1 protein-coding gene is annotated in these 467 nt (G+C 51.8%); it reads left to right on the top strand.

From position 1 onward, the window contains the following. Window positions 1-467 (top strand): carboxypeptidase-like regulatory domain-containing protein (locus tag H6A34_RS14640; protein WP_420870847.1); only part of this gene is annotated, 467 nt, incomplete at both ends.

Genomic DNA, 467 nt, shown 5'->3' with positions numbered 1-467 from the left:
AATTTAAAAACTTTTCGACTTGCGCTTGTGGCGCTGTTCACGCTCATCGTGGGCTCGCTGTCGGCGCAGACAATCAAAGGAAATGTGAAAGATTCCAACGGAGAGGCCGTCATCGGCGCAACAGTCCTCGAAAAAGGGACTAAAAACGCCGTAGTGACCGATATCGACGGAAACTTCTCCATTAAGTTATCGAGCGGTAACGAACTGCAGTTCTCATATATTGGTATGAAGCCGCAGACGGTAAACGTTACCGGCAAAAGCACCGTCAATATCGTAATGGAAGACGAGGCAACCAATCTTGACGACCTCGTTGTCATCGGTTATGGTACTGTAAGGAAGCGCGACCTGACGGGCGCCGTAACATCCGTCAGCGCCGAGGACATAGGGCAAATCCCTGTGTCTAATGTCAGTGAGGCCCTTACCGGTAAGATGGCCGGCGTAAACATCACCACGACCGAGGGCTCGCC

The organism is Marseilla massiliensis (assembly GCF_016899855.1).
GTDB lineage: Bacteria > Bacteroidota > Bacteroidia > Bacteroidales > Bacteroidaceae > Prevotella.
Note: the sequence above shows the minus strand (reverse complement) of the source record. Positions and strands in the feature narration are given on the sequence as shown.